The sequence below is a fragment of the Halomonas campaniensis genome (assembly GCF_014193375.1).
Classification (GTDB): domain Bacteria; phylum Pseudomonadota; class Gammaproteobacteria; order Pseudomonadales; family Halomonadaceae; genus Halomonas; species Halomonas campaniensis.
Genome location: NZ_JACHZF010000009.1, coordinates 84,261 through 110,488, shown reverse-complemented (window position 1 = coordinate 110,488; position 26,228 = coordinate 84,261). Strand labels below are relative to the sequence as shown.

Annotated in this window: 18 protein-coding genes; 2 read left to right on the top strand and 16 right to left on the bottom strand. The window is 68.7% G+C overall.

Annotated elements, in window-relative coordinates; translation table 11 throughout:
• Positions 1-99: 99 nt before the first annotated feature.
• The 4 genes from alaS to BDK63_RS07650 all read right to left on the bottom strand — a co-directional run bounded on the left by alaS (position 100) and on the right by BDK63_RS07650 (position 5,047).
• Positions 100-2,712, bottom strand: coding sequence for an alanine--tRNA ligase (gene alaS, locus BDK63_RS07665; protein WP_183330778.1), 2,613 nt, complete (start codon positions 2,710-2,712; stop codon positions 100-102).
• A 133-nt stretch (positions 2,713-2,845) separates the two neighbouring features.
• Positions 2,846-3,349 carry a regulatory protein RecX gene (locus BDK63_RS07660; protein WP_183330777.1) on the bottom strand — a complete coding sequence of 168 codons (504 nt, stop codon included), beginning with the start codon at positions 3,347-3,349 and terminating at the stop codon, positions 2,846-2,848.
• Positions 3,350-3,352: 3 nt separating this feature from the next.
• Positions 3,353-4,414, bottom strand: a complete 1,062-nt coding sequence (gene recA / locus BDK63_RS07655) for a recombinase RecA (protein WP_183330776.1) — start codon at positions 4,412-4,414, stop codon at positions 3,353-3,355.
• 120 nt (positions 4,415-4,534) lie between these two features.
• The gene (locus BDK63_RS07650; protein WP_183330775.1) at positions 4,535-5,047 is read right to left on the bottom strand and encodes a CinA family protein; all 513 of its coding nucleotides are present in this window, start codon (positions 5,045-5,047) and stop codon (positions 4,535-4,537) included.
• A 106-nt stretch (positions 5,048-5,153) separates the two neighbouring features.
• Between BDK63_RS07650 and mutS the strand changes: the two genes are divergently transcribed.
• The gene (mutS, locus tag BDK63_RS07645; protein ID WP_183330774.1) at positions 5,154-7,727 is read left to right on the top strand and encodes a DNA mismatch repair protein MutS; all 2,574 of its coding nucleotides are present in this window, start codon (positions 5,154-5,156) and stop codon (positions 7,725-7,727) included.
• Positions 7,728-8,006: 279 nt separating this feature from the next.
• Positions 8,007-8,330: a ferredoxin FdxA gene (gene fdxA / locus BDK63_RS07640; protein ID WP_102627034.1), complete on the top strand. Its 324-nt coding sequence runs from the start codon at positions 8,007-8,009 to the stop codon at positions 8,328-8,330.
• Between the two features lie 497 nt (positions 8,331-8,827).
• Here the strand turns inward: fdxA and eno are convergent, their stop codons facing one another.
• The 12 genes from eno to pilM form a co-directional block, all read right to left on the bottom strand.
• A complete protein-coding gene (gene eno, locus BDK63_RS07635; protein ID WP_183330773.1) occupies positions 8,828-10,120 on the bottom strand; it encodes a phosphopyruvate hydratase in 1,293 nt (430 codons plus the stop codon).
• Positions 10,121-10,156: 36 nt separating this feature from the next.
• Positions 10,157-11,023, bottom strand: coding sequence for a 3-deoxy-8-phosphooctulonate synthase (kdsA, locus tag BDK63_RS07630; RefSeq protein ID WP_183330772.1), 867 nt, complete (start codon positions 11,021-11,023; stop codon positions 10,157-10,159).
• A 5-nt stretch (positions 11,024-11,028) separates the two neighbouring features.
• Positions 11,029-12,684, bottom strand: a complete 1,656-nt coding sequence (gene pyrG, locus BDK63_RS07625) for a CTP synthase (RefSeq protein ID WP_183330771.1) — start codon at positions 12,682-12,684, stop codon at positions 11,029-11,031.
• 318 nt (positions 12,685-13,002) lie between these two features.
• Positions 13,003-14,421 (bottom strand): FAD-dependent oxidoreductase, encoded by a 1,419-nt coding sequence (locus tag BDK63_RS07620; protein WP_183330770.1) that lies wholly within the window; start codon positions 14,419-14,421, stop codon positions 13,003-13,005.
• A gap of 156 nt (positions 14,422-14,577) precedes the next feature.
• On the bottom strand, positions 14,578-19,029 hold the full coding sequence (gene gltB / locus BDK63_RS07615) for a glutamate synthase large subunit (RefSeq protein ID WP_183330769.1): 4,452 nt from the start codon (positions 19,027-19,029) through the stop codon (positions 14,578-14,580).
• 449 nt (positions 19,030-19,478) lie between these two features.
• A complete protein-coding gene (aroB, locus tag BDK63_RS07610; protein WP_183330768.1) occupies positions 19,479-20,585 on the bottom strand; it encodes a 3-dehydroquinate synthase in 1,107 nt (368 codons plus the stop codon).
• A 5-nt stretch (positions 20,586-20,590) separates the two neighbouring features.
• Positions 20,591-21,133: a shikimate kinase AroK gene (gene aroK / locus BDK63_RS07605; protein WP_183330767.1), complete on the bottom strand. Its 543-nt coding sequence runs from the start codon at positions 21,131-21,133 to the stop codon at positions 20,591-20,593.
• Positions 21,133-23,202, bottom strand: a complete 2,070-nt coding sequence (locus BDK63_RS07600; RefSeq protein ID WP_246385935.1) for a type IV pilus secretin PilQ — start codon at positions 23,200-23,202, stop codon at positions 21,133-21,135. The genes aroK and BDK63_RS07600 overlap by 1 nt, the downstream gene beginning before the upstream one ends.
• Positions 23,203-23,273: 71 nt before the next feature.
• Positions 23,274-23,804 (bottom strand): pilus assembly protein PilP, encoded by a 531-nt coding sequence (locus BDK63_RS07595; RefSeq protein WP_246385933.1) that lies wholly within the window; start codon positions 23,802-23,804, stop codon positions 23,274-23,276.
• A complete protein-coding gene (locus tag BDK63_RS07590) occupies positions 23,801-24,424 on the bottom strand; it encodes a type IV pilus inner membrane component PilO (protein ID WP_183330765.1) in 624 nt (207 codons plus the stop codon). Before BDK63_RS07590 ends, BDK63_RS07595 begins: the two co-directional genes overlap by 4 nt.
• Positions 24,421-25,011, bottom strand: coding sequence for a PilN domain-containing protein (locus tag BDK63_RS07585; protein WP_183330764.1), 591 nt, complete (start codon positions 25,009-25,011; stop codon positions 24,421-24,423). The genes BDK63_RS07590 and BDK63_RS07585 overlap by 4 nt, the downstream gene beginning before the upstream one ends.
• Positions 25,008-26,069 carry a type IV pilus assembly protein PilM gene (pilM, locus tag BDK63_RS07580; RefSeq protein ID WP_183330828.1) on the bottom strand — a complete coding sequence of 354 codons (1,062 nt, stop codon included), beginning with the start codon at positions 26,067-26,069 and terminating at the stop codon, positions 25,008-25,010. The genes BDK63_RS07585 and pilM overlap by 4 nt, the downstream gene beginning before the upstream one ends.
• Between the last annotated feature and the right edge of the window lie 159 nt (positions 26,070-26,228).

Genomic DNA, 26,228 nt, shown 5'->3' with positions numbered 1-26,228 from the left:
TTTTTCCCTCGTGAGTCGGGCGCGTGCGCCCGGATGAGTGAAAGGTGACTCTCTACGAACAGGGCCGGCGCCCTGCGGCGACCGGCCCTGCAACATCTCTTACGCGAGGCGCTCCTCGACCCAGCCGGGAACGCTCTCCAGGGCCCCCGGCAGGGCCGCCACGTCGCTGCCACCGGCCTGGGCCATGTCGGCACGGCCGCCGCCCTTGCCGCCGACCTGGGAGGCCACGTGGTTGACCAGCTCGCCGGCCTTGACCCGGCCGGTGAGGTCGTCGGTGACGCCGGCGATCAGGCTGACCTTGCCGGCCTCGGCGTCCGCCACGCCGAGCACCACGATGCCGGAGCCCAGCTTGTTCTTGAGCTGGTCCAGGACGTTGCGCAGTTCCTTGCCGGAGACGCCCTCCAGGCGGGTGGCCAGCACCTTGACCCCGGCGACCTCGCGGGCCTGGCTCAGCATGTCGCTGCCGGCGGCGCTGGCCAGCTTGGCCTTGAGCCGCTCGAGCTCCTTCTCCAGGCCGCGGTTGCGCTCCACCAGCGACTCGACGCGCTCCTCGACCTGCTCGGGCTTGGCCTTGAGGCGCTCGCCGATGCGGGCGAGCCGGGCCTCCTGCTCGCGGAACCAGGCCAGCGCCCCCTCGCCGGTGATCGCCTCGACGCGACGCACGCCGGAGGCGATGCCCTGCTCGCTGACGATATGGAAGCAGCCGATGTCGCCGCTGCGAGCCACGTGGGTGCCGCCGCACAGCTCGATGGAGAAGTCGTCGGCGCCGATGGTCAGCACTCGCACATTGTCGGCGTACTTGGCCTCGAAGAGGGCCGCCGCTCCCTTGGCCTTGGCCTGGTCCAGGCTCATCTGCTCGATCTTCGTGGCCGCATTGGCCAGGATCTGCTCGTTGACCAGGCGCTCCACCTCGGCGAGCTGCTCCGGGGTCATCGGCTCGAAGTGGCTGAAGTCGAAGCGCAGGCGCTCCGGGGTCACCAGCGAGCCCTTCTGGGCCACGTGGTCGCCCAGCACCAGGCGCAGCGCCTTGTGCATCAGGTGGGTGGCGGAGTGATTGCGGATGGTGGCACCGCGCAGCTCGGCGTTGACCTCGGGACGCACCTCGTCGCCCATGGCAAGCGTGCCCTCGAGCAGCACGCCGTGGTGCAGGTGGTGCCCGGACTGCTTCTGGGTGTCAGTGACCAGGAAGCGGCCACCGCCCGACAGGTGCAGGTAGCCGGTGTCGCCCACCTGGCCGCCGGACTCGCCATAGAAGGGGGTGCGGTCGAGCACCACGATGCCGCGCTGCTCGGGCGCCAGCCCCTCCAGGGCGTGGCCGTCGCGGTCGACGAGGGCCGTCACGCTGGCACGGTCCTCGAGGCGGTCGTAGCCGGTGAAGGTGGTCTCGCCCTCGAGCTCGAGTGCCGCCCCGTAGTCGGCGCCGAACTGGCTGGCGGCCCGGGCACGCTCGCGCTGGGCCTCCAGGGCACGCTCGAAGCCGATCTCGTCAAGGGTCACGCCGCGTTCGCGGCAGACGTCGGCGGTCAGGTCATAGGGGAAGCCGTAGGTGTCGTAGAGCTTGAACACCGTCTCGCCGGGCAGCACCTCGCCATCCAGGCCGGCCAGGGCCTCCTCGAGCAGGCCCATGCCGTGCTCCAGGGTGCGGGCGAACTGCTCCTCCTCCTTGAGCAGCACCCGCTCGATCTGCTGGCGCGCCTCGCGCAGCTCGGGATAGGCGGCGCCCATCTCGGCGTCCAGGGCCCCCACCAGCCGGTGGAAGAAGTTGCCCTGGGCGCCCAGCTTGTGGCCGTGCCGGATGGCGCGGCGGATGATCCGGCGCAGCACGTAGCCGCGCCCCTCGTTGGAGGGCAGTACGCCATCGGCAACCAGGAAGGCGCAGGAGCGGATATGGTCGGCGATGACCCGCAGCGACGGGTTGCGGGTGTCGGCGTGGCCGGTATGACGCGCCGCGGCCTCGAGCAGGTTCTGGAACAGGTCGATCTCGTAGTTCGAGTGCACACCCTGCATCACCGCGGCGATGCGCTCCAGGCCCATGCCGGTATCGATGGAGGGCTTGGGCAGCGGATGCAGGGTGCCTGCGGCATCGCGATCGAACTGCATGAACACCAGGTTCCAGATCTCGATGTAGCGATCGCCGTCCTCCTCGGGGCTGCCCGGAGGACCGCCCCACACCTCGGGGCCGTGGTCATAGAAGATCTCGGAGCTCGGGCCGCAGGGGCCGGTGTCGCCCATCTGCCAGAAGTTGTCCTCGTCGAGCTTCGAGAAGCGCGCCGGGTCAATGCCCATCTCCTCCTTCCAGATCGCCTCGGCCTCGTCGTCGCTGACGTGGACCGTGACCCACAGCTTCTCCCTGGGCAGGCCCAGGGTCTCGGTGAGGAAGGTCCAGGCGAAGCGGATGGCGTCGCGCTTGAAGTAGTCGCCGAAGCTGAAGTTGCCCAGCATCTCGAAGAAGGTGTGGTGGCGGGCGGTGTAGCCGACGTTGTCCAGGTCGTTGTGCTTGCCGCCGGCGCGCACGCAGCGCTGGGACGAGGTTGCCCGCACGTAGGGACGCGGGTCACGGCCCAGGAAGACGTCCTTGAACGGCACCATGCCGGCGTTGGTGAACAGCAGGGTCGGGTCGTTGCCCGGTACCAGGGAGCTGGAGGGCACGACGGTGTGGCCGTGCTCCTCGAAGTAACTCAGAAAGGCCTGTCTGATGTCTGCGCTTTTCATGGGGTATCCGTGGCGATGGGCGGGGTGGCCGTCGCAACGAGGCCACCCGGGGCGTCCGCAAAGGGACCCATTATAGCGCAGCTGTCAAGGGACTGAAGAGGCAACACCCGCAAGAACGGGGCGGATCGTGCAACTAGCCGAGATCCGGCGCCGAGTCCCAGGCGTGATCCAGGGCGTGGCGCACCTGCTCGAAGTCGAAGCCGCGACCGGCCAGGAAGCGCTCGCGGCGGGCGCGCTCGCGGGGGGTGTCGCCGGGGCCGGAGAAGCGCCGGGCGAGGGTCTCACAGGCCAGGGCGTGCCAGTCGGCCTCGCCCGCCGCCTCGGGCGCCGCGGCGGCCTCGTCGAGGGCGGCGCGGATGAGCTCGCGGTCGATGCCGCGCCGCTCGAGCTCGGCACGGATCTTCAGCGGCCCCTGGCCGCGCAGGAGGCGCGAGCGCAGGAAGCCCTCGGCGAAGCGGGCGTCGGACTGCAGGCCCTGGTCGGCCAGGGCATCGAGGCACTCGGCGATGGCCGCCGCCTCGTGCCCCCTTGCCGCGAGCCGGGCGGCCAGCTCGGCGCGGGAGTACTCGCGCCGGGCCAGCAGGCGAATGGCGTCATCCCGCGGCGTGGCATCGTGGTTGGCGACCCTGTCGAACATGGCTTACAGCAGGTCGTCCTCGCGGTCGCTCCCGGCGGGGACCGCTTCCTCGGCCTCCTCCTTCGGGGCCGGGGCGGCGAGCAGCTGGGCGCGGATCTGGCTCTCGATCTCTTCCATGATGGCCGGGTTGTCCTCGAGGAACTGGGCGGCGTTGGCCTTGCCCTGGCCGATCTTGTTGCCCTGGTAGCTGTACCAGGCGCCCGCCTTGTCGACCAGGTTGCACTGCACGCCCAGGTCGATCACCTCGCCGGCGTGGTAGATGCCCTTGCCGTAGAGGATCTGGAACTCGGCCTGGCGGAACGGCGGGGCCACCTTGTTCTTGACCACCTTGACGCGGGTCTCGTTGCCGGTGACCTCGTCGCCCTGCTTGACCGAGCCGGTGCGGCGGATGTCCAGGCGCACGCTGGAGTAGAACTTGAGGGCGTTGCCGCCGGTGGTGGTCTCCGGGCTGCCGAACATCACGCCGATCTTCATGCGAATCTGGTTGATGAACACCACCAGGCAGTTGGCGTTCTTGATGTGGCCGGTGATCTTGCGCAGCGCCTGGGACATCAGGCGCGCCTGCAGGCCGACGTGGGAGTCGCCCATCTCGCCCTCGATCTCGGCCCTGGGCGTCAGCGCCGCCACCGAGTCGATGATGATCACGTCGACGCCGCCGGAGCGCACCAGCATGTCGCAGATCTCCAGGGCCTGCTCGCCGGTGTCCGGCTGGGAGACCAGCAGGTCGTCGAGGTTGACGCCGAGCTTCTCGGCGTAGCTGGGGTCCAGGGCATGCTCGGCGTCGATGAAGGCGCAGGTCTTGCCCTGCTTCTGGGCCTGGGCGATCACCGACAGGGTCAGCGTCGTCTTGCCCGAGGACTCCGGGCCGAATATCTCGACCACCCGGCCGAAGGGCAGGCCGCCGATGCCCAGCGCGATGTCGAGCCCCAGCGAGCCGGTGGAGACCGAGGGCATGACCACCCGCGGCGCATCGCCGAGGCGCATCACGGTGCCCTTGCCGAACTGGCGCTCGATCTGGGAAAGCGCGGCGCTCAGCGCCTTGGAGCGGTTGTCGTCCTGAGCCATCACGGGCCTCCTGATCAGGTCGTTGGGGTGTCTATGTACTGTATGACTGCACAGTAGTATGGCGAAAAAAATCGCGCTCGCCTAGGGAGAAGAGAGGAAAGTCACCGCCCCCCCCCCGGGTCAGTGCGCCTCGAGCCGGCGCAGCAGCCCCACCAGGGCCTCGCGCACCGCCTGCTCGCGCACGGCGCGGCGGTCCCCCGGATAGCGGTGGCGCTCCGCCTGCTGGCCCTCGGCATCGCCCCAGGCGAGCCACACGGTGCCGACCGGCTTCTCGGCACTGCCGCCGCCCGGGCCGGCCACGCCGCTGATGGCCACGCCGAGCCCGGCACCGCTGTCGCGGCAGGCGCCGGCCACCATGGCCTCGACGACCTCGCGACTCACCGCGCCATGGGCCTCGAGCAGCGCCTCGGGCACGCCCAGCAGGCGGCGCTTGGCGGCGTCGGAGTAGGTGACATAGCCGGTCTCGAAGTAGTCGGAGCTGCCGGCCACCGCGGTGATGGCGCTGGCCACCCCGCCGCCGGTGCAGGATTCGGCGCAGGTGATCGTCACGCCCTGCTCGCGGCAGCGGCGTCCCAGGCGCTCGGCCAGGGTGGCCAGGTCGAGGTTGGCAAGGCTGGCGGGGGAATGGGGCATGGGCAAGACCTCCTGAGTCATCTGCAATCGCTCCTGACGGAGCCGCTGCCTGGACGCTAGAATACTGGCTTTTGCCAGCGAGTGCAGAGCCCCAACAGGATCCCCGATGTCACAGGCCGCCAGCCCCCAACACACGCCGATGATGGCCCAGTACCTGACGATCAAGCGCGAGCACCCCGAGGTGCTGCTCTTCTATCGCATGGGCGACTTCTACGAGCTGTTCTTCGACGATGCCAGGCGCGCCGCGGCGCTGCTCGACATCACCCTGACCCAGCGCGGCCAGTCCGCCGGCAAGCCGATTCCCATGGCCGGCGTGCCCTATCACAGCGCCGAGGGGTACCTGGCGCGCCTGGTGGCCGCCGGCGAGTCGGTGGCGATCTGCGAGCAGATCGGCGACCCGGCCACCAGCAAGGGGCCGGTGGAGCGGCGCGTGGTGCGCATCGTCACCCCGGGCACCCTCTATGACGAGGCGCTGCTCGATGCCCGGCGCGACAACCTGCTGGTGGCGATCCACCCGACCGCGGAGCGCTGGGGACTGGCCTGGCTGGAGCTCTCCAGCGGCCGCTTCAGCGTGCTCGAGGTCGAGGGCGAGAGCGAGATGCTCGCCGAGCTCCAGCGCCTCGACCCCGCCGAGCTGCTGGTCCCCGAGAGCCTGGCCCTGCCGGCCCCCCTGGAGGGCCGGCGCGGACTGCGCCGCCAGAGCGACTGGCTGTTCGATCTGGAAACCGCCACGCGCCTGCTGTGCGACCAGTTCGAGGTCCAGGACCTGCGCGGCTTCGGCTGCGCCCACCTCACCGTCGCCATCACCGCCGCCGGGGTGCTGGTCGAGTACGCCCGGGACACCCAGCGCTCGCGGCTGCCCCATGTCACCGCCATCGGCGTGGAGAGCCGCGACGACGCCGTGGTGATCGACGCCGCCAGCCGCCGCAACCTGGAGATCGACGTCAACCTCGGCGGCACGGGGGACAACACCCTGGCCAGCGTCCTCGACACCACCGCGACGGCCATGGGCTCGCGGCTGCTCAAGCGCTGGCTCAACCGGCCGCTGCGCGACCGCGAGCAGGTCGGGGCCCGTCAGGCCGCCGTGGCCCTGCTGCTGGAGGACGAGGGTTTCGCGGCACTGCGCGACGCGCTCAAGGCGATCGGCGACGTGGAGCGCATCCTGGCCCGGGTGGCCCTCTACAGCGCCCGTCCGCGGGACCTGGCCCGGCTGCGCGATGCCTTCAATGCCCTGCCCGAGCTCGAGGCCGCGATCGCCCCCTACCCCGCAGGGACGACGCTGGACGAGCTGCGCCGCCATGTCCGCCCCTATCCGGCACTCGCGGATACCCTGACCCGCGCCCTGGTGGAGAACCCGCCGGTGGTGATCCGCGACGGCGGCGTGATCGCCGAGGGATTCGACGCCGAGCTGGACGAGCACCGCGGGCTCGCCGAGCACGCCGGCGACTACCTGGTGAAGCTGGAGGCCCGGGAGCGCGAGCGCACCGGCCTGCCCGGCCTGAAGGTGGGCTACAACCGGGTCCACGGCTACTACATCGAGATCCCCCGCGCCCAGGCACGGGACGCACCGGTGGACTACGTCCGCCGCCAGACCCTGAAGAACGCCGAACGCTTCATCATTCCCGAACTCAAGGAGTTCGAGGACAAGGCGCTGTCCGCCAGGTCGCGAGCCCTCGCCCGGGAGAAGCTGCTCTACGACGGGCTGCTCGACACCCTGAATGCCGAGCTTCCGGCGCTGCAGGCCACCGGCCGGGCGCTGGCGGCGCTGGACGTGCTGTGCGCCTTCGCCGAGCGCGCCCAGGCCCTGGACTTCGTGCGTCCGCGGCTGGCCGAGGCGCCGGGCATCGCCATCCGCGGCGGCCGTCATCCGGTGGTGGAGCGGGTCTCCGATGCTCCCTTCGTGCCCAACGACCTGGTCATGGGCGATGAGCGGCGCATGCTGGTGATCACCGGCCCCAACATGGGCGGCAAGTCCACCTACATGCGCCAGGCGGCACTGATCACCCTGCTCGCCCACACCGGCTGCTTCGTGCCGGCGGACGAGGCCGAGATCGGGCCGGTGGACCGCATCTTCACCCGCATCGGCTCCTCGGACGACCTGGCCGGCGGGCGCTCCACCTTCATGGTGGAGATGACCGAGACCGCCAACATCCTGCACAACGCCACCGACCACAGCCTGGTGCTGATGGACGAGATCGGCCGCGGCACCAGCACCTTCGACGGCCTCTCGCTGGCCTGGGCCAGCGCCGAGCACCTGACCCGTAGCCGTGCCTTCACGCTGTTCGCCACCCACTACTTCGAGATGACCGCCCTGGCCGAACAGGCCGAGGGGGTGGCCAACGTGCACCTGACGGCCGCCGAGCACCGCGACGGCATCGTCTTCATGCACCGGGTGGAAGAAGGCCCGGCCAGCCAGAGCTATGGCCTGCAGGTGGCGCAGCTGGCCGGCGTGCCCCAGGGGGTGATCGCCCGGGCCCGGGAGAAACTCGCCCAGCTGGAGCAGCAGGAGATCGACCAGGGCAGCCGACCGGCCTCGGGCGCCGCCCCGGCACCGCTGCAGAGCGACCTCTTCGCCAGCGCTCCCCACCCGCTGGTGGAGGAGCTCGGCGGCCTGGCCCTGGACGACCTGACCCCGCGCCAGGCCCTGGCGCTGCTCTACCGCTGGCGGGAATCCTTATAGTTAGGCGTATCACGAGGCGCTCCGGGGGCAGGCTGAAGAGGAGGTACTATGCCAGGGATGGCATCGGTAGCGCCCAGGGATGGGTCCACAGCGCCTCCTCGCAGGCCTGCCGACGGATCAGCGCCGAGACGGAGCCCAGCACCGCTTGCGGGGCCATGGGGCCACGACTAGAATGGTCTGATTCACCGCCGCCTTAGCATAAGAAACTCGGCTTTTATAACCGTTTCATCAACTATCCACAGTGGCCGAGCGACGCCGGCCCGAGGAAGGGAGAGTGGCATGACGTTCGTCGTCACCGAGAACTGCATCAAGTGCAAGTACACCGACTGTGTCGAGGTCTGCCCGGTGGACTGCTTCTACGAGGGCCCCAACTTCCTGGTCATCCACCCCGACGAGTGCATCGACTGCGCCCTCTGCGAGCCGGAGTGCCCCGCCGAGGCGATCTTCTCGGAGGACGAGCTGCCCGAGGGCCAGGAGCCCTTCATCGAGATCAACGCGGAGCTCGCCGAGGTGTGGCCCAATATCAGCGAGAAGAAGGATCCGCTGCCCGACGCCGAGGAGTGGGATGGCAAGCCGGGCAAGCTGGAACAGCTCGAGCGCTGAAGCGACTTCACCCACGGGCAAACGACAGCGCCGAATGTCGAGAGACATTCGGCGCTGTCGTTTCTGACCGTGCGAAGAAGGAGAACACCGGGTCAAAAAAGGCGGCCCGCAGGCCGCCCGCTCCCAGCCATTCCTTGAGCGGATCCTTCCGCCCGACTCCCGTGATGTCTTCCCTGCCCGGAAGCGGCCTCCTGCCGCACCGGACGCATCACTTCAAGCATCCCGTTGCATCCTGCCGGAGGTCCATCGCTGCACCTCCTTGTCCCGAGTCCATTGTGGCAGAGCTGCATTGCAACACAAGCGCGCCACGCGGCGAGTCGTCGTCAGTCGCCCCTTCAGGTCGCATGGAAGAAATAAAATAAAACACTTTAAAAACAATGATATAAAAAAAGACCGACGCCATAAGCATCGGTCTTCTCGGCTGACACGAGCCAATATCGTCGGCCAGATGTCAGCAATTTCCTACAAGGGTTCCCGCGAAAGACAACAGTGTTCGCTTACTGGCCCTTGATGGCCGAGAGCCCCGGATAGGCCACGCGGTCACCCAGCTCCTGCTCGATCACCAGCAGGCGGTTGTACTTCGCGACCCGGTCGGAGCGGCAGAGCGAGCCGGTCTTGATCTGGCCGGCACAGGTGCCCACCGCGAGGTCGGCAATGGTCGTGTCCTCGGTCTCGCCGCTGCGGTGGGAGATCACCGCGGTGAAGCCGGCATCCTGGGCCATGCGGATGGCATCGAGGGTCTCGGAGAGCGAACCGATCTGGTTGAACTTGATCAGGATCGAGTTGCCGATCTGCTCGTCGATGCCGCGCTTGAGGATCCGGGTATTGGTGACGAAGAGGTCGTCGCCGACCAGCTGCACGCGGTCGCCCAGCTTGTCGGTCAGCGCCTTCCAGCCGTCCCAGTCGGACTCGTCCATGCCGTCCTCGATGGAGACGATGGGATAGTCGTCGCACAGGCCGGCCAGGTAGTCGGCGAAGCCGGCGGCGTCATACTGCTTGCCCTCGCCGGCGAGGTCGTACTGGCCATCCTTGAAGAACTCCGAGGAGGCGCAGTCCAGGGCCAGGGTCACGTCGCTGCCCAGCTGGTAGCCGGCATCCGACACGGCCTGCTTGATCACCGCCAGGGCCTCGGCGTTGGACTCGAGGTTGGGCGCGAAGCCCCCCTCGTCGCCCACCGAGGTGGAGAGGCCGCGGGCGGAGAGCACCTTCTTCAGGGCGTGGAAGATCTCCGCCCCCATGCGCAGGCCCTCGCGGAAGTTCGGCGCGCCCACCGGCTGGACCATGAACTCCTGGATGTCGACGTTGTTGTCGGCATGCTCGCCACCGTTGAGGATGTTCATCATCGGCACCGGCATGCGGTACTGGCCCGGCTGGCCATAGAGCTCGGCGATATGGGCGTAGAGCGGCATGCCCTTGGCATTGGCCGCGGCCTTGGCGGCGGCCAGGGACACCGCCAGGATGGCATTGGCGCCGAGCTTGGCCTTGTTGTCGGTGCCGTCGAGCGCCAGCATGGCGTCGTCGAGGCCCCGCTGGTCGCGGGCATCCATGCCGACCAGGCGCTCGCGAATGGCGCCGTTGACGGCCTCGACGGCCTTCAGCACGCCCTTGCCGAGATAGCGGCTCTTGTCGCCATCGCGCAGCTCCAGGGCCTCGCGGGAGCCGGTGGAGGCTCCGCTGGGCGCGCAGGCCACGCCCACCGCACCACTCTCCAGACGCACCTCGGCCTGCACGGTCGGGTTGCCGCGGGAGTCGAGCACCTCGAGGGCGCGAATGTCGACGATCTTGGTCATGCGAGTTTCCTTTTGTCGTGTCAGCGTGAAGAGTCGTTATTGGATCTCGAGCGGCGCGAAGCCCTTGACCAGCCGGTCGATGGCCTGGAGCTGCGCCAGGAAGGGCTCGAGCCGGTCAAGGGGCAGCGCGCAGGGGCCGTCGCACAGGGCGGCATCCGGGTCCGGGTGGGCCTCCAGGAAGAGGCCCGCCAGCCCCACGGCCACGCCGGCCCGGGCCAGCTCGGCCACCTGGGCGCGCCGACCGTCGGCGCTGTCGGAGCGTCCGCCCGGGCGCTGCAGCGAGTGGGTGACGTCGAAGAACAGCGGATAGCCGGTCTGCTTCATCTCGCCGAAGCCGAGCATGTCCACCACCAGATTGTTGTAGCCGAAGCTTGCGCCCCGCTCGCAGAGGATCAGGCGGTCGTTGCCGGCCTCCTCGCACTTGCGGATGATGTGGCGCATCTCGTGGGGGGCCAGGAACTGCGGCTTCTTGATGTTGATCACCGCACCGGTGCGGGCCATGGCCACCACCAGGTCGGTCTGGCGCGCCAGGAAGGCCGGCAGCTGGATCACGTCGGCCACCTCGGCCACCGGGGCGGCCTGCCAGGGCTCGTGGACGTCGGTGATGATCGGCACGTTGAGGCGCGACTTCACCTCGGCCAGGATCTCGAGCCCCTTCTCCAGCCCCGGGCCGCGGAACGAGTGGATGGAGCTGCGGTTGGCCTTGTCGAAGCTCGCCTTGAAGACATAGGGCATGCCGAGGCGGCCGGTCACCTCGACGTAGGCCTCGGCGACCTCGAGGGCCATCTCGCGGGACTCCAGCACGTTCATGCCGCCGAACAGCACCAGGGGCAGCGAGTTGCCGATGGTGAGGTCGGCCACCTCGATATAGCGCTCGGGCACGGTCGGGGTCGTGGCTGACATGGGCCTCACTCCTGGTGGGAGGACTGCGCGCGGGTGCGCGCCGCCTTGTGCTCCAGCGCCGCGTTGACGAAGCCGGTGAACAGCGGGTGGCCGTCACGGGGCGTGGAGGTGAACTCCGGGTGGAACTGGCAGGCCACGTACCAGGGGTGGTCGGGCAGCTCGATCATCTCCACCAGGGAGTTGTCGACGCTGCGGCCGGAGACCACCAGGCCCGCCTGCTCGAGCTGCTCGACGAACTGGTCGTTGACCTCGTAGCGGTGGCGGTGGCGCTCGACGATCTCGTCGCTGCCGTAGGCCTCGCGGGCCTTGCTGCCGGCCTTCAGCTGGCAGACCTGGCCACCCAGGCGCATGGTGCCGCCCAGGTCTGAGGCCGCATCGCGCAGCTCGATCTTGCCCTCGGGGGTGATCCACTCGGTGATCAGGCCCACCACCGGGTGCTGGGTGTCGTGGGTGAACTCGGTGGAGTCGGCGTCCTCCCAGCCGGCCACGTGGCGGGCGAACTCGATCACCGCGACCTGCATACCGAGGCAGATGCCGAGATACGGAATGCCGTTCTCGCGGGCGAAGCGCGCGGTGGCGATCTTGCCCTCCACGCCGCGCTCGCCGAAGCCGCCGGGGACCAGGATGGCGTCCTTGCCGGCCAGCCGCTCGGTGCCGTGGCGCTCGATGTCCTCGGAGTCGATGTAGTCGACGTTGACCTTGACCCGGGTCTGGATGCCGGCATGGATCAGCGCCTCGTTGAGGGACTTGTAGGCGTCGAGCAGCTCCATGTACTTGCCGACCATGGCGATGTTGATCGACTTGAGCGGGTTGAGCTTGGCATCGAGCACCTTGACCCACTCCGAGAGGTCGGCCTCGTCGGCCGTGAGGCGCAGCTTGTCGCAGACGATCTCGTCCAGGCCGTGCTCGTGGAGCATCAGCGGAATGCGATAGATGGTGTCGGCATCCTGCAGCGGAATGACCGCGCGCTCTTCCACGTTGGTGAACAGGGCAATCTTGCGGCGCTCGGTCTCCTCGAGTTCCACCTCGCTGCGGCAGATCAGGATGTCCGGCTGGATGCCGATGGAGCGCAGCTCCTTGACGCTGTGCTGGGTCGGCTTGGTCTTGGTCTCGCCGGCGGTCTTGATATAGGGCACCAGCGTCAGGTGCATGAAGATCGCCCGGTTGGCCCCGAGCTCGCTCCTGATCTGGCGGATCGACTCCAGGAAGGGCAGCGACTCGATGTCGCCCACGGTGCCGCCGATCTCCACCAGGGCCACGTCGAAGCCCTCGCCACCGGCATAGACCCGGCGCTTGATCTCGTCGGTGATGTGCGGGATCACCTGCACGGTGCCGCCCAGGTAGTCGCCGCGGCGCTCCTTGCGCAGCACGTGCTCGTAGACCCGGCCGGTGGTGAAGTTGTTGCCCTGGGTCATCTTGGTGCGGATGAAACGCTCGTAGTGGCCCAGGTCGAGGTCGGTCTCGGCGCCATCTTCGGTGACGAACACCTCGCCATGCTGGAAGGGGCTCATGGTTCCCGGGTCCACGTTGATGTACGGGTCGAGCTTGAGCATGGTGACCTTGAGGCCGCGCGCCTCGAGAATCGCCGCCAGCGAGGCCGACGCGATGCCCTTGCCGAGGGAGGACACAACGCCGCCGGTCACGAAGATATATCGTGTCATGGAGAACCTGTCGAAACGTGATCATGAGGCTCGGCAGGAAGCCGCGCCAGGATGGGACGACAGACTAGCAGAATACGACCAATGGCTCAATTTCAGGTCGGCGGCCTGATCCGCGGCCTACCCGGCGACAGGCCTGTTCGGTAAGTTCAACGTTGACGACGCTCTAACCCGGGCCACTGTAGGAGGGAGGCTCTGCCTCGCGACTGGAGGCCGAAGGCCTCCCATCGGCAGCCCAACCAGGACAACACCGCCGGGCGCCTGACGGCGCCAGTCGCGCAGCAGAGCTGCCCTCCTACTGGCTCTCAGCGTCCCCCGTCCTTACACCCCCAGGTAATCGAGGATTCCCTCGGCGGCCTGGCGACCCTCGTAGATGGCGGTGACCACCAGGTCGGAGCCGCGCACCATGTCGCCGCCGGCGAAGATCTTCTCGTGGCTGGTCTGGAAGGGGAAATCGCCCTGATCCGGCGCCTTGACCCGGTCGCGCTCGTCGAGCTCGATGCCGGCATCGGCAAACCAGGGGGCCGGGCTCGGCTGGAAGCCGAAGGCCACCACCACGGCATCGGCCGGAATCACCTCCTCGGAGCCCGGCACCACCTCGGGGCGGCGGCGGCCGTTGTCGTCGGGCTCGCCCAGGCGGGTGCGCACCACCTTCACCCCCTCGACCTTGCCCTCGCCCACCACGGCCACCGGCTGGCGGTTGAACAGGAACTCCACGCCCTCCTCCCGGGCGTTGGCCACCTCGCGGCGCGAGCCCGGCATGTTCTCCTCGTCGCGGCGGTAGGCGCAGGTCACACCGGTCGCCCCCTGGCGGATCGCGGTGCGGTTGCAGTCCATGGCGGTATCACCGCCGCCCAGCACCACCACGCGCTGCCCCTTGAAGGAGATGTAGTCGCCGGGATCCTTCTCGAAGCCCAGGCAGTGGTTGACGTTGGCGATCAGGTAGTCGAGGGCCTTGTGAACTCCCGGGAGGTTCTCGCCGGGGAAGCCGCCCTCCATGTACTTGTAGGTGCCCATGCCCATGAAGACCGCATCGTACTCCTCGAGCAGGCGCTCGAAGTCGATGTCGCGACCGATCTCCACGTTGAGGCGGAACTCCACGCCCATCTCCTCGAAGACCGCGCGACGGCGTTCCATGACGGTCTTCTCGAGCTTGAACTCGGGGATGCCGAAGGTCAGCAGGCCGCCGATCTCCGGATTGCGATCGAACACCACCGGCTTCACGCCGTTGCGCACCAGGATGTCCGCGCAGCCCAGGCCCGCCGGGCCGGCCCCGATGACGGCCACCTTCCTGTCGGTCCAGGTGACCCGGGACATGTCCGGGCGCCAGCCCATGGCGAAGGCGGTATCGGTGATGTACTTCTCCACCGAGCCGATGGTGACGGCCCCGAAGCCGTCGTTGAGGGTGCAGTCGCCCTCGCAGAGGCGGTCCTGGGGACAGACCCGCCCGCACACCTCGGGCAGCGAGTTGGTCTTGTGGGAAAGCTCGGCGGCCTCGAGGATGTTGCCCTCGCTGACCAGCTGCAGCCAGTTGGGAATGTAGTTGTGGACCGGGCACTTCCACTCGCAGTAGGGGTTGCCGCAGTGCAGGCAGCGGTGCGCCTGGCTGGCCGCCTCCTGGGGCTTGTAGGGCTCGTAGATCTCGGCGAACTGCCGCGCACGGGTGCGGGCGTCCTTCTTCTGCGGGTCCTGGCGACCCACGTCGATGAACTGGAAGTCGTTGCTCAGACGGTTGGCCATGGTGTCTCTCCTGGAATCCTGTTGGCGGCCCCGGTGCGGGCCGGGATCCGCCGGGGCGATGCTCACCTGTTGTCGAGGGCGTCAGTCCGGCTGCCGCCGGGGCTCACTCCTTCCGGCTGACGCCGCCGCTGTCTCTATTCCGGCTGACGCCGCCTCTTATTCCGGCTGACGCCGGGATTGGGCCAACAGGCTGTTCAGGCTTGCCGCCTTGGGCTTCACCAGCCAGAAGTGGCGAATGAAGTCGCTGAAGTCCTCGAGAATCGCGTGGCCACGCGGGGAGTCGGTCTCGGCGACGAACTCCTCGATGACCTCGCGCAGGTGGCGCCGGTAGGCCTCCATGGATTCGGTGTTCACCCGGTGGATCTCCACCAGCTCGTGGTTGTACTTGTCGACGAAGGAGCGGTCCTCGTCGAGCACGTAGGCGAAGCCGCCGGTCATGCCCGCCCCGAAGTTGACGCCGGTCTCGCCGAGCACGCAGACCATGCCGCCGGTCATGTACTCGCAGCAGTGGTCGCCGGCGCCCTCGATCACCGCGTGGGCGCCGGAGTTGCGCACCCCGAAGCGCTCGCCGGCGGTGCCCGCGGCAAAAAGCTTGCCGCCGGTGGCGCCGTAGAGGCAGGTGTTGCCGACGATGGCGGTCTCGTGGCTGGCGAAGCGGCTGGCCCTGGGCGGCGTGATCACCACCTTGCCGCCGTTCATGCCCTTGCCGACGTAGTCGTTGGCGTCGCCCTCCAGGTAGAGGTGCAGGCCGCGGGCGTTCCACACGCCGAAGCTCTGGCCCGCCACGCCGGTAAACCGCGCCGTCACCGGGGCGTCCTCGAGCCCCGCCTCGCCGTAGCGCTTGGCGATGGCGCCGGAGGTCAGCGCGCCCACGCTGCGGTCGCAGTTGGTGATGGTGAAGGCGAACTCCCCGCCGGACTTCGCCTCGATGGCATCCGCCAGCGCCGCCAGCACCTCCTGGTTCTTGGCGCCCGGGTCGTGGGGCACGTTGCGGCTCACCTGGCAGAACTGCGGCGCGTCCGCCGGCACGAAGTCGTTGGCCAGCAGCGGGGTGAGGTCGAGCCTGCGCTGGGAGGCGGTGACGCCCTCGAGCACCTCGAGCAGGTCGGTGCGGCCGATCAGGTCGGTGAGCTGGCGCACGCCCAGCATGGCCATCAGCTCGCGCACCTCCTCGGCGATGAAGCGGAAGTAGTGCTTGACCATGTCCACGGTGCCGCGGAAGTGCTCGCCCCGCAGGTAGTCATCCTGGGTAGCGACCCCGGTGGCACAGTTGTTGAGGTGACAGATGCGCAGGTACTTGCAGCCCAGGGCGACCATCGGCGCGGTACCGAAGCCGAAGCTCTCGGCACCGAGGATCGCCGCCTTGACCACGTCGAGGCCGGTCTTCAGGCCGCCGTCGGTCTGCAGGCGGATCTTGTCGCGCAGACCGTTGATACGCAGCGCCTGGTGCACCTCAGGCAGGCCCAGTTCCCAGGGGCTGCCGGCATGCTTGATGGAGGTGATGGGGCTCGCCGCGGTGCCGCCGTCATAGCCGGAGACGGTGATCAGGTCGGCATAGGCCTTGGCCACGCCGGTGGCGATGGTGCCGATGCCGGGCTCCGAGACCAGCTTCACCGAGACCTGGGCGTCCGGGTTGACCTGCTTGAGGTCGAAGATCAGCTGGGCCAGGTCCTCGATGGAGTAGATGTCGTGGTGCGGCGGCGGCGAGATCAGGGTCACGCCGGGCACCGAGTAGCGCAGCCGGGCGATCAGCTCGTTGACCTTGCCGCCGGGCAGCTGGCCGCCCTCGCCGGGCTTGGCGCCCTGGGCGACCTTGATCTGCAGCACCTCGGCGTTGACCAGGTAGGCCGGGGTCACGCCGAAGCGCCCCGAGGCGATCTGCTTGATCTTGGAGGAGCGGATGGTCCCGTAGCGGGCGGGATCCTCGCCGCCCTCGCCCGAGTTGGAGCGCCCACCGGCCTCGTTCATGGCCTGAGCAAGGGCCTCGTGGGCCTCCGGCGACAGCGCCCCCAGCGACATGCCGGCGCTGTCGAAGCGCGGGATCAGGTCCTCGACCGCCTCGATCTCCTCCATCGGCAGCGGCTCGGCGGCGGGCTTGAGCCTGAGCAGGTCGCGGATGGTGGCCGGCGGACGCTCGTTGACCAGCGCCGCAAGCTTCTTCCACTTGGCGTAGTCGCCCTCCTGCACGGCCTCCTGCAGCGCCATGACCACGTCGGGGTTGTAGGCGTGGTACTCGTGACCGTGCACGTACTTGACCAGGCCGCCCTGGCTGATGCCCTTGCGGGGGGTCCAGGCGTCGCGGGCCAGCCACTCCTGCTGCAGCTGAAGCTCGCTGAAGCCGGTGCCCTGGATGCGCGAGGCCATGCCGGTGAAGCAGAGCTCCATCACCTCGTCGGCCAGGCCCACCGCCTCGAACAGCTGGGAGCCACGGTAGGAGGCCAGGGTCGAGATCCCCATCTTGGAGAGGATCTTGAAGAGCCCCTTCTGCAGGCCCTTGCGGTAGTTCTCGCGGGCGTCGGCCGGGTTGCCGACCAGCTCGCCGGTGTGGTGCATGTCGGCCATCACCTGGTAGGCGAGCCACGGGAAGACCGCGGTGGCCCCCACGCCGAACAGCACCGCCATCTGGTGGGCGTCGCGAGCGTAGCCGGTCTCCACCACGATATTGGCCCGGGGGCGCAGCGCCAGCCTGCCCAGGTGGTGGTGCACGGCGCCCACGGCCAGGGCAGCGTGGATCGGCAGCTCGCCCCGTTCGAGGTCGGCATCCGACAGCACCAGCACCACCTTGCCGTCGTTCACGGCCTGCTCGGCCTGGCGGCAGAGCTCACGGATCGCCGCCTGGAGCCCCAGGCTCTCCGGGTCGTAGGCCATGCGCAGGCGATGGGACGCGAAGGCCGGATCCTCCTGCTCCACCAGGGCGGTGAACTTTCGCGGAGAAAGCACCGGCGTGGTGAGGATGATGCGGTGGGCGTGCTCCGGGGTCGCCTTGAAGACATTGCGCTCGGCGCCGATACAGGTCTCCAGCGACATCACGATCGCCTCGCGCAGCGGATCGATGGCCGGGTTGGTGACCTGGGCGAACTTCTGGCGGAAATAGTCGGTCAGCAGGCGCTGCTTGCCGGAGAGCACCGCCATGGGGGTATCGTCACCCATGGAGCCCACCGCCTCCTGGCCGCTCTCGGCCAGCGGGCGCAGCAGCTGGTCGCGCTCCTCGAAGCTAACCTGGAACATCTTCTGGGCCACCGCCAGGTCGTCGGCGTCCATGTTGTGGAAGCTGGCCAGCTCCGTAAGCGCCGACTCCAGGTAGTGGGCCTCCTGCTTCAGCCAGCGCTTGTAGGGGTAGGCGGACTTGAGCCGCTCGTCGATGTCACCGGTATGCAGCACCTCGCCGGTCTCGGTGTCGACGGCCAGCACCTGGCCCGGGCCGACGCGACCCTTGGCCACCACGTCCTCGGGCTGGTAGGCATAGGTGCCGATCTCCGAGGCGAGGGTGATGAAGCCGTTCTTGGTGATCACCCAGCGCGCCGGGCGCAGGCCGTTGCGGTCGAGCATGCAGAGCGCCTGGCGGCCGTCGGTCATCACCACGCCGGCGGGGCCATCCCAGGGCTCCATGTGCATGGAGTTGTATTCGTAGAAGGCGCGCAGGTCGCCATCCATCAGCTCCACGTTCTGCCAGGCCGGCGGCACCATCATGCGCACGGCGCGATGCAGCTCCATGCCCCCGGTGAGCAGCACCTCGAGCATGTTGTCCATGCTCGAGGAGTCGGAGCCCACGGTGTTGACGATCTCGTCGAGCTCGACGATCTCGGGCAGGCGCTCGCAGACGAAGTTCTCCTTGCGCGAGTTGGCCCAGCCGCGGTTGGCCTCGATGGTATTGATCTCGCCGTTGTGGGCCAGCAGCCGGAACGGCTGGGCCAGCGGCCAGCGCGGCGCGGTGTTGGTGGAGAAGCGCTGGTGGAAGACGCAGATGGCGGTCTCCAGGCGCTCGTCACCCAGGTCCCGGTAGAAGGCCGGCAGGTCCACCGGCATCACCAGCCCCTTGTAGGAGATCACCTTCTCGGAGAGCGAGCAGACGTAGAAGTCCTCCTCGTCGCGCAGGGCCTGCTCGGCCAGGCGACGCGCCATGAACAGGTCGACCTCGAAGGTCTCGACGCTGCCGTTCTTGCCCGGCTCGACGAACAGGTGACGGATCCGCGGCAGGCATGCCAGCGCCATGGGCCCGCAGACACTCGGGTCCACCGGCACGTCGCGCCAGCCGCGGATCACCAGGCCGCGGGCGCGCAGCTCGCCCTCGAGGGTGTCGCACGCCTTGCCGGCACGAGCATCGTCGTCGGGCAGGAACACCGCCCCCACCGCGAAGCGCTCGCCCAGGCTGACGCCCAGCGCCTCCTCGGCCACCTGACGCATAAAGGCCTCGGGCATCTTCAGCAGCAGGCCGCAGCCGTCGCCGGTCTTGCCATCGGCGGCGATGCCGCCGCGGTGGGTCATGCAGGTGAGCGACTCGATCGCGGTCTTGAGCAGCTCGTGGCTGGCCCGCCCCTCCATGTGGGCAATCAGGCCGAAGCCACAGTTGTCACGGAACTCGCCGGGCTGGTGGAGACCTCTGTTCATGGGCGTGCCTCGAAATGTGGGGTATTTTTTCTGCAGCCGATTCATGTTATTTTAGTCGGTTTACTTATTTTTATGGATCACCCGACGGGGCGGCTCGGCTGCGCGACAAAAGGCCGCCCAGCATAGCCAGCCCCCCGGTATCACGCAACGCCACTCCTGCCCATCGAAACAAAAACCCTCGTCAAATCCGTGACTTGCAAAATCTTCCGCGGCAAAAAAAGCCCGTAACTCAACGACTTGCACACCGCATTGACGGTGGTTCAACGAACCCCGTCGAGTACTAGACCTTGGTCTATAAACATGCCAGCACCCCATGCCGATACGGCATGGGACATGCAAATTGCCCGGACAAGAGGGCCTCGCGCCAGACCCCCGGTGCCACATCCCCACCAACGACGACGCCCGCACCAGGGTGCGGGCGTCGGAAGCCGGGAGCGCGGCGGGCAGGGTCAGGCTCGCGGGAAGCTGGCCAGCAGGTCACCTAGCAGCTCGGGAGGGGTGGCGTCATGGACGCAGGCCTCTCCCAGCTCGCGCAGCAGGATCAGGCGCAGACGGCTGTTGATGTTCTTCTTGTCCAGGCGCATGCGAACCAGGAAGTCCTCCGCCGACATGTCGGCCGGGGCAGTCAGCGGCAGCGCCGCGGCCTCGATGATCGCCCGGGTGCGCGCCACCTGCTCGGCACTCAGCCAGCCCAGCCGGGCGGAGAGTTCGGCGGCCATCAGCATCCCGGCGCCCACCGCCTCGCCGTGCAGCCAGATCCCGTAGCCCTGGTGGGCCTCGATGGCATGCCCGAAGGTGTGGCCCAGGTTGAGCAGCGCCCGCACCCCCTGCTCGGTTTCGTCCTCGGCGACGATCTCGGCCTTGAGCGCGCAGCTGCGTTCGATGGCGCGGGTCAACGACGGGGTCTCCAGGGCGCGTAGGGCGGGCATCGATTCTTCCAGCCAGGCCAGGAACTCGGCATCGCGGATCAGCCCGTACTTGATCACCTCGGCAAGCCCCGCCGAGAGCTCACGGGGTGGCAGGGTGGCCAGCGTATCGGTATCCACCAGCACCGCACGGGGCTGCCAGAAGGCCCCGATCATGTTCTTGCCCAGCGGGTGATTGACCCCGGTCTTGCCGCCCACCGAGGAGTCCACCTGGGCGAGCAGGGTGGTGGGCACCTGGATGAAGGCCACGCCGCGCTGGTAGCAGGCCGCGGCGAAGCCGACCATGTCGCCGATCACCCCGCCCCCCAGGGCGATCAGGGTACAGCGGCGATTGAAGCCGGCCTCGAGCAGGGCATCCCAGATCCGCTCGACGCTGGCCAGGCTCTTGGTGGCCTCGCCGTCCGGCAGCACCAGCTCGCGCACCTCGAGGCCGGCCGGCAGGCCGGCCCGGCAGCGCTCGAGGTAGAGCGGCGCCACCGTCTCGTTGGTGACGATCATCACCTGCTGACCGGCCAGGTAGGGCGTCAGCCGGCCGGGATCTCCCAGCAGGCCGGGGCCGATATGGATGGGATAGCTGCGGCTGCCCAGCGCCACCTCGAGGGAGCGCGGGTCTGTCAGAGTCTCGCTCATGGGCCTCATGCCTTGCATTGCAGGGGGTCGACCAGCCGGGTGACGCGCCGCACGATATCGTTGACCACGGCCCGCGGGCCGCGGCGATCGGTGCGCACGGTGACGTCGGCAGTGGCCCGATAGAGGGGGTCGCGCACGCCGAACATCTCGCGCAGCACCGCCTCCCTGTCCGGCCGCTGCAAAAGCGGCCGGTTGCGATCCTTGGCGGTGCGCCTGAGCTGCTGCTCGACGGTAGTGTAGAGGTAGATGACGGTGCCGCGCTCGCGCAGCATGCGGCGGTTCTCCTCACGCAGCACGGCGCCGCCACCGGTGGCGATCACCACGCCCTCGCGGCGGGTCAGCTCGTCGATCATCTGGGTCTCGCGATCGCGGAAGCCCGCCTCGCCCTCGACGTCGAAGATCCAGGGAATGTCGGCGCCGCAGCGCGCCTGGATCTCGTGGTCGCTATCAAAGAAGTCACGAGAAAGCTCGGCCGCCAGGAGGCGGCCGATGGTGCTCTTGCCGGCCCCCATGGGGCCGATCAGTATCAGGTTGGGTAGTGCCTGCATCAGCGAAGGGCCACGCCGTCGTCCAGTATTCGGGGAGTGATGAATACCAGCAACTCTACCTTCTCGTTGCTCTGTTGGGTATAGCGGAAGAGGTGGCCGAGCACAGGCAGGTCACCCAGGAAGGGGGTCTTGACCAGGTTCTGCAGCTCCTCGGTCTGCAGGATACCGCCCAGCACCACGGTCTCGCCGTTGTCCACCAGCACCTGGGTCTCGATCTCGTTCTTGTTGATCGGCGGCTCCTCGCCCGGGTTGAATTCGCCGAAGGTGTCGTTGGTGATGGCCACGTCCATGATGATGCGGTTGTCCGGGGTGATCTGCGGGGTCACCTCCAGCGACAGCACCGCCTCCTTGAAGTCGACGGCCGAGGCACCGCTGGCCGCCGCCTCGCGGAAGGCGCGCTCCTGGCCCTGCTTGATCACCGCGGTGCGCTGGTTGGCGGTGATCACCCGCGGCTGGGAGATGGTATAGCTCTTGCCCTCGCTCTCCATGGCGCGCAGCTCCAGGTCCAGCAGCACGTCGCCGGAGAGGTAGCCGAAGGCGAAGCTGGTCATGCCGCCCACGCCGCGGTCGGTGGAGCCGAAGTCCACCGCCAGGCCGCCCAGCCCGGAGATGGGGGTCCCGTCCGAGGCGCCGCCGAGATCCAGGCGCCCGCCGGCACGACGATCCGGCGAGGAGACCCCCCAGTTGACCCCCAGCTCGCGGGAGGCGCTGTCGCTGGCAATGACGATGCGCGCCTCGATCTGCACCTGGCGCACCGCCACGTCGAGGCGCTCCAGGGTGCGCATGATCTCGTCGATCTGGTCGGCGGTGTCCTGGATCAGCAGGGTGTTGGTGCGCTGGTCGATGGCCACCCGGCCGCGATCGGAGAGCAGGCCGAACCCCTGGCCGCCGCGCAGCAGGGCCGCCAGGTCCGAGGCCCGCGCATAGCGCACCTGGATGTACTCCGTGACCAGCGGGGCCAGGGTCTCCATCTGCTCGCGGGCCTCGAGCTCCTGGCGCTCGATGTTGGCCAGCTCGCTGGCGGGCGCCACCACGATCACGTTGCCCTCCTGGCGGCTGGCCAGGCCGTGGCTCTTGAGCACCAGGTCCAGCGCCTGGTCCCAGGGAACGTCCTCGAGGTTGAGGGTCACCCGCCCCTGGACGCTGTCGCTGGCGACCAGGTTGAGCCCGGTGAAGTCGGCGATGATCGCCAGCACCGAGCGCACCTCGATGTCCTGGAAGTTGAGGGTGATGCGCTCGCCGGTGTAGGGGAACTGTTCGCGGACCCGCTGCTCGCGCTCCTGCTGGGTCACCGGCTGGGCCTCGATGGTCAGCTGGCGACCGCTCTGGGTGGAGACCATCGCGTACTCGCCGGCGCCTTCGATGTCCAGGGTCACGCCGTCTCGACCCAGCCGCGGGGTGACGCGCCGCAGCGGGGTGCCGAAGTCGCTGACGTCGTAGACCTGGTCCAGGGAGGCGGGGAGTTCCACGCCGCGCAGCTCGGCGGTGATGCGGTTGCGGCCGCTCTCGCGCACCCGGGCATCCACGCCGGCGCGGTCGAAGGTGACCACCAGCCGCCCGGCGCCCGCCTCGCCGCGGCGGAAGTCGATGTTCTCGACGCTGGGACCGCTGCTGGCCACCCGGGTCGGGGCCGGCTGCGCTGCCGGGGAGGTCGCCGCCGGGGCGGCCTGGGCGGCCTGAGCCACTCCGGTATCGGCGGCGCCGCCGCCGATGGCCAGGCGCAGGCGGTTGCCCTGTTCACGGGTGTTGTAGGGCAGCGGCCCCTCGAGGTCGAAGACCAGGCGGGTGCGCGAGCCGGCCTCCAGGGCGGTCACCTGCTGGACGCCGCCGATGCCCAGCGCGTAGCGCCGCTGGTCGAGGCGGTTGGCGGTCTCCATCAGGTCGATGGTCAGCCGCGCCGGGTCATCCATGCGATAGCCCCTCACCTCCGGCACCGGGCCATCGAAGCCCAGGTCCACCTCCAGCTCGCCGCCGCTGCCCTGGCGGAAGCTCAGCTCGTCGAGGCTCGACGCCGCCAGGGCCGCCGACGAGACGGCCAGCAGCAAGAGTGTCGCGATTCCACGCTTCATGATCGGTAGCATTGTTCCCTTCCCCCGCTTGACGCCGCGCCGCCCCTGCCGACGGCACGGCGATTCGCTTTCTAGTCGTCCAGCGTCAGCTGCGTCGTGCGTTCGATCCAGCCGCCTCGCCCGGTGGGCACCACCTCGACCAGCTGCACCGACGACGCGGTGATGCTGACGATGCGGCCGAAATCCGTTCCCATGTGATTGCCGACCCGCAGCCGGTGCACCTGGCCATCCGGCGAGCGCACCAGCGCCGAGGGCTGTCCGCCGTGGGTGAGAGTCCCCACCAGGTCGAGCTGGCCGAGCCCGAAGGCCTCGAGCGTCTCACGCGGGCGGGTCAGATCCGGCGCCAGCTCCTCCGAGCCCTGCGGCGGCTGCTCGGTCTCGGGCAGCCGGGCGATGAACGGGCTGCGCCGGTCGGCCTCGTCGTAGGGCACCGGCTGGTACTCCGGAATGTCGGGGAGCTCGACGCTGGGCGTCGGCCCCGGGTTGCTGCGGATCGAGGCCAGCTCTCGGTCCAGCGCCCCCAGCTGCGGATCGGCACAGCCGGCCAGCCCCAGCAGCAGCGCAGCACCGGCCATGCCGAGAGTCCTGCGTGTCGGCATCATGGCACGCCCTCCTCGCTCGGCCGGTAGCTGTAGGTCCGCGCCAGCATCGACAGACGCAGCCGCTGGCCGCTGCCGCCCTCGGGCGACAGGGTCATGTCATGCAGGGTGACGATGCGTGGCAGCCCGGCCACCCCGGCCAGGAAGGCGGCAATGCGGTGGTAGTCCCCCTGGACCTGGATATCGAAGGGCTGCTCGATATAGTGCTCGCGGGTCGCCGGGCTGCGCAGCCGGATGAAGTCGATGGAGAGCTGGTTGTCGATGGCGGTCTCGCTGATGTTGTCGATCAGCGACGGCACCTCGGCACCGGTGGGCAGCATCTCGCGCAGCTCGCCCATGCGACCCTCCAGCACGCTCATCTGCTCGCGCATCACCTCCAGGTTGGCGGCCTGGGCGGCCTTGCTGCGGTAGTCACGGACCAGCCCGTCCTCCTGGCCCCGCACCCGGTCCAGCTCCTCCTTGGCCGGGGCAGCCAGGTACCAGTGCATCCCGGCGAAGGTCAGCCCCAGCACCAGCAGGCAGCTGAACAGCTGCAGTGACCAGGGCCAGCCGCCCGCCTCCTTGATATCCAGCTCGCGCCAGTCCAGCTCGCGCAGGCGGCGCATCTCTCCCTTGAGACTCATGTTCCCTCCCCTGCCGACTCGCTCCCCGACGCGTTCTCCTCGACGCTCTCCGGCAGCCGCTGGCTCATGCTCAGGCTGAACCGGCGACGCTCGCCGCCGCCTTCGGCCTCCACCTCGGAGAGCACCGGCACCGTGAACGACCCCGCCGCGGCCAGCGCCCGCAGCTGGTCGGAGACCTGGCGGTTGTCCTCCGCCTGTCCGGCCAGGCGCAGGCTGTCGCCCTGACGGCTGAACTGGGTGTAGTGCACGCCGTCGACCAAGCTGGTGGTGAGATCGCTGAACACGTGGACGGTCTGGGTCCGCCCCATCTGCAGCTCGGTGAAGATCCGGACCTGCTCGAGCATCTGCTCGCGGATCGCCTCGAGCTCGCTGATCTCGCGGATCGCCGCATCGAGTTGGCGGCTCTGGGCCTGGATATGGGCGTTGCGCTGCTGCTGCGCCTCGCGCTCCTGCTCGTAGTACCAGGTCATCCCGTAGCCGCCGCCCAGGCCGACCACGGCGGCCAGGGCCAGGGCCAGGTAGAAGCGCTTGCTGCGACGTGCCCGCAGCTCCTCTCGCCAGGGCAGCAGGTTGATCTCGATCGTCATGAGCGGGACCTCATTGCCAGGCCGCAGGCCGTGAGCATGGCCGGCGCGTCACCGGACAGCGTCTGCACGTCGATGCGGGTATTGACCTTCATGCGCTGCAGGGGGTTGGCGATCGACACCTCCATGCCGCTCTCCCGGGCCAGGCGCTCTGCCAGGCCGGGGATGACGCTGGAGCCGCCGGCCAGCACCATGTGCCGCACCTCCTGCTTGCGACCGGCCGTATAGTAGAGCTGCAGCGAGCGTCCCACCTGCTGCACCAGGGTATCGAGGAAGGGGTCGAGCACGCTGCGCTGGTAGTCCTCGGGCAGCCCGCCGCGCTTCTTGGCCAGGCCCGCCTCGTCGAGGCTCAGCCCGTAGCGGTTGCGGATCTCATCGGTGAGCTGGCGCCCGCCGAAGACGGTGTCGCGGCTGTAGACCACGCGCCCTTCCCTCAGCACGTGGAAGGTGTTCATGGTGGCCCCGATATCCACCAGGGCCACGCAGTCCTGCTCGTCGCTGAGCGGCGGCAGCTGATGGCGCACCTCGGTGAAGGCCCGCTCCATGGCGAAGGTCTCCACGTCGACGGCCTCGGGCGACAGCCCGGCCTGCAGGACCGCGTCGGTCAGCTGGCTGACGTCCTGCTGCCGGCAGGCCACCAGCAGCACATCCTGCTGGTCGGCATAGCGCGCGTTGAGGCCCAGTCGCTGGAAGTCGAAGGCGACCTCGTTGAACGGAAACGGGATGTGCTTGTCGGAGTCGAGTTGAATGCGCGCCTCGATCTCGTCGTCGGTAAGCGAGGCGGGCAGCGTAAGGGTCTTGGTGATGGCCGCGCTGGCCGGCACCGCCACCACCACGCGCCTGGAGTGTGGCTTGGCCTGCTGCACGGCGCGGGAAATGGCGTCGACCACCTCGCCCATGTCATGGATGCGCCGCTCGACCACGGCGCCCTCGCGCAGCGGCCGGACGGCGTAGCTCTCGACCTGGTAGCTGGCGCCAGCGCGCCGGAGTTCCACGAGCTTGACGGTGGCCGAGGTGATATCGACACCGATCAGTCCCTTGCTGGATGCCCTGAGTCGCATCTCGGTCATGCCCCTGCCTGATCCATGCGGCTTGCCGCTTGTTATATCGCCCATCCTCCTCGACCGAGGAGCCTGAGCCTCGGGGTTGATCCCCACCCTGTAAGCAGAGGTTACATGATATTGCTGGATCTCACACGGCAATCCTCATACCTGCACGGT